Below are 3,501 nucleotides of genomic sequence, written 5' to 3' on the forward strand. Positions count from 1 at the left end.
GGCTCATCTCCTTTTCCGTGGTAATCGGCATGTACTCCATTGAAAAGGAATACTGCTGGAATACCAAATTTTGCAAAATTATAGTGATCAGAACGCTCGTAGAAATGATTAGGGTCTTTTGGGTCATTGAATTTGAAATCCAAGTCTAAATGCGTGTATTTGTCGTTTTGTGCAACTGTGATATTGTGCAAATCGCTTGATAATCTATCGGCACCAATTACATAAACATAATTGTTGGTATTGGCATGTTCTACATCGCGACGGCCTATCATGTCAATATTGATATCAGCTACAGTATTAGCTATAGGAAACAATGGATTTTCGGAGTAGAAACGCGATCCGTGTAAACCGTGTTCTTCGCCAGTTACATGAAGAAACAATATGGAACGTTTTGGCCCGTGCCCTTCTTTTTTTGCTTTTTGAAAAGCTTCGGCAATTTGAAGTACGGCAACAGTACCTGAACCATCGTCATCGGCACCATTATATACTTCACCATTTTTCACACCAACGTGGTCATAATGCGCAGAAATAACCAAAACCTCGTCTGGTTTTTCAGAACCTTCAATGTATGCCCAGATGTTCTCTGAATCTGGCAAGTTTTCATTGCGTTTGGCATTCAAGTACGCAGCTGGTATTTGTTGGTAATAACTCGTTGCTCCTTTTGGGTAGGATATTTTGCTTTTTTTGTATTGGCTGATAAGATAGTTTCCAGCTTTTTTTTGCCCCTTGGATCCTGTGTCACGACCTTCCATTTCATCAGAAGCGACGATATAGAGTCTGGTTTTTAGCTTATCGGCAGTTATGGTGTTCATGAACTTGGTTGGGTCATCGTTGTTGCTCACTTTTTTTTGAGCAAAACTTGAAATAGTTGTGATAAACAACAAGAGGGCTAGGGCTTTTTTCATTTAGAGATTGGAATAATTAAGTTATTATTTTTTTAATACTTCGTTTAAGAATAATTTGAAATGTTCGAAAGATCGTTTTGCAGCTTTTTCATTGTAGGCGGCACCTTTTGAATTATCAGTTCCAGATTCTGGATTGGTAAAGGAGTGGACAGCATTGGCATAATAAATCATTTGCCAATCGGCTTTCGAGTCTTTCATTTCTTTTTGAAAAGCTAAAACTTCTTCAGGAGATACATACGGATCATCTGCTCCATGGCATACTAAAACTTTTGCAGCAATAGGTTCTGTGGATCTTAAATCATCTTTACCTAAGCCTCCATGAAAAGACACAACTCCTTTTACATTCAGATGACCGCGAGCTGCTTCAAGTGCCCCAGTTCCACCAAAGCAATATCCAATAACTACAATGTTTTCTGGATTGGCTCCTGCTGCAATTAATTGTTGCAAAGCTAAAGAAATTCGTTTTTGATAAGCTTCAAAGTTTTTTTTGTAAAAACCAGCTTTATTTCCTGCTTCATTATTGTCTTTCGGGTAATTTCCTTCGCCATAAATATCGGCTATAAAGGCATAATATCCCATTTTCGAAAGTTTATCGGCAGTGTCTTTGGAGAGTTTGTCAATGCCTTTCCAAGCCGGCAAGATTAAGATACCCGGTTTTTGAGAACTGCTCTTTATAGGTGCAATTTTAAAACCATTGAGAATTTGGCTACCATCTTTGTATTGTACTGGTTTTAATTGTGCAAATACCTGAACACCAAATAACACCATTCCTAAAATTATAAAGTTTAAATTTTTCATGGCTAATTTTTTTTACAAATATCTGAATAAAAATGTTATAAAAAAACCTTGAAAGTTACTTCTTTCAAGGTTTTGCTTTGATTTAAAAACTGTATTTTTTTATGAATTATTCACCGGGATGGTAAGTGTGTTCAGCATTTTTTTCAATGTCTTCTTTGTAAAACAAGACGTTTTTGAATTGTCCTTTTTGATACATTACGGCTTGATCCATAAAGTGTTTCGATTTTAGATCACCGCTATTTCCTCCTGCCAAAAGTGATTTGGCTTTTATTTTTGGTCCAAATTCAACAGCACAAACAAAACTGTTACCACTATAGCCATATCTTTTTTTAGTTCCAATTTGATAGCTGCTTTTATAAGCAGGTAAGCAACCCCAGAGAGCAGTTGTATTTCCTATTGGTAAACTTTCGAATGCATCATTATAGGTCAGATTGATATCACCGGAGAAGCGTTGAAACCTGTTGAGTTCTCCCCATGGGATTTGCCAAGTTCCAAATTTTGCTTTTAGCTCGGTTACTACACTTTGCAATTGAGGGATAAGCTGCTCTGCAGTTGCGGTTTTTGCAAATTGAATTGTATTTTCAACTTGATCCATTTCGCCATGATCGATATATGATTTTTGAATAATTGGATCCAATTTATATCCCCATTCATTTGCCAAAGTTGTGGCTACAGAACTTTCATTGGCGTAGTAATCCCATTTTTTTAATACCGTAATGGGGTTTATTAATTCATTATAAAGAGGATTTTCGGGTTGTATGTTTTTTTCAAAACTAGAAATCAAGGCAGGAATTAATATTTCAAATATGGAAAGTTTTGTGTCATACCCTTCAGCAATCACTTTGTCTAATGTGTAATTATCTCCTTTGCTCAAAAGGCGAACAGCATTTATTGCTCTAAAGTTCTCCCCATCGGGAGCCATGTACGGCAAATAATTCTCTTTTTTCGGACTGTTGATGCCAGCAACACTATAAGGAGTCGAATTGCAGTTTTGCAGCCAACCATTTTGTGGATTGAAAAGATGAACCGTTTCGGAGGGATTGTGTAAGCCTTTCCATTGCGTTGCCGAAATAGTTCCGTCTACAACTTTTGCCCAGTTTAAATTTTTATCCCGTATAGGAATGAAATTACCGTGCCAATAAGCAATATTTCCTTTATTATCAGCATATACTGTGTTGTTGGAAGTATTTGCTTTCAATTCCATTACTTTTTTATAGTCATCAAAGTTTTTGGATTTTATTCGCAACCAACTTTGTTCCAAACTTTTCATAGAACGGTTATTGGATTTTAGACTGATCCATTTACCATCCCTTTTAGCCATAACAGGGCCGTTATTTGTAAAATAAGTTTTGAATGTTTTTGGAATTAATTTGCCGTTTTCTAAATAACTGATTGTAATGTTTTTTTCGATAACAGGGAATAATTTATGGTCGTATTCGTAAAATAGTTTTTTGTTTTTGGTAACTATTTTTTCGGCGTACATGTCGGCCACATCAACATTGGAAGAAGTGTGCATCCAGCCGCAGTTTTCATTAAATCCCTGATAAATGAAAAATTGTCCCCAAGTTACCGCTCCATAAGCATTCAAGCCCTCTTCGCTGTTTATCTGTATCTCGGGTCTAAAGTAAAATGTGGTGTGTGGATTGATATATAAAATAGCATTTCCATTGGCTGTTTTTGAAGGCGCAATTGCAAAACCATTCGAACCCGTTTGCATGTCTTTTACTTTTTCTGTGTAAGTGAATTTGTCGTCACTTCCGTAAAAGGATTTCAGTTCGGCATCAGTTAAGTCGGCGGT

The 3,501-nt window shown here is 36.5% G+C and carries 3 protein-coding genes; all 3 read right to left on the reverse strand.

What is annotated here, in order from left to right; translation table 11 throughout:
* Positions 1 to 905 (reverse strand): M28 family peptidase (locus VFS71_RS04015; protein ID WP_326399519.1); only part of this gene is annotated, 905 nt, incomplete at its 3' end.
* A gap of 24 nt (positions 906 to 929) precedes the next feature.
* The gene (locus VFS71_RS04020; protein ID WP_326399521.1) at positions 930 to 1,703 is read right to left on the reverse strand and encodes a dienelactone hydrolase family protein; all 774 of its coding nucleotides are present in this window, start codon (positions 1,701 to 1,703) and stop codon (positions 930 to 932) included.
* Positions 1,704 to 1,809: 106 nt separating this feature from the next.
* On the reverse strand, positions 1,810 to 3,501 hold a 1,692-nt coding region (locus VFS71_RS04025), incomplete at its 5' end, for a penicillin acylase family protein (protein ID WP_326399522.1).

The organism is Flavobacterium sp., assembly GCF_035760125.1.
Lineage (GTDB): Bacteria > Bacteroidota > Bacteroidia > Flavobacteriales > Flavobacteriaceae > Flavobacterium.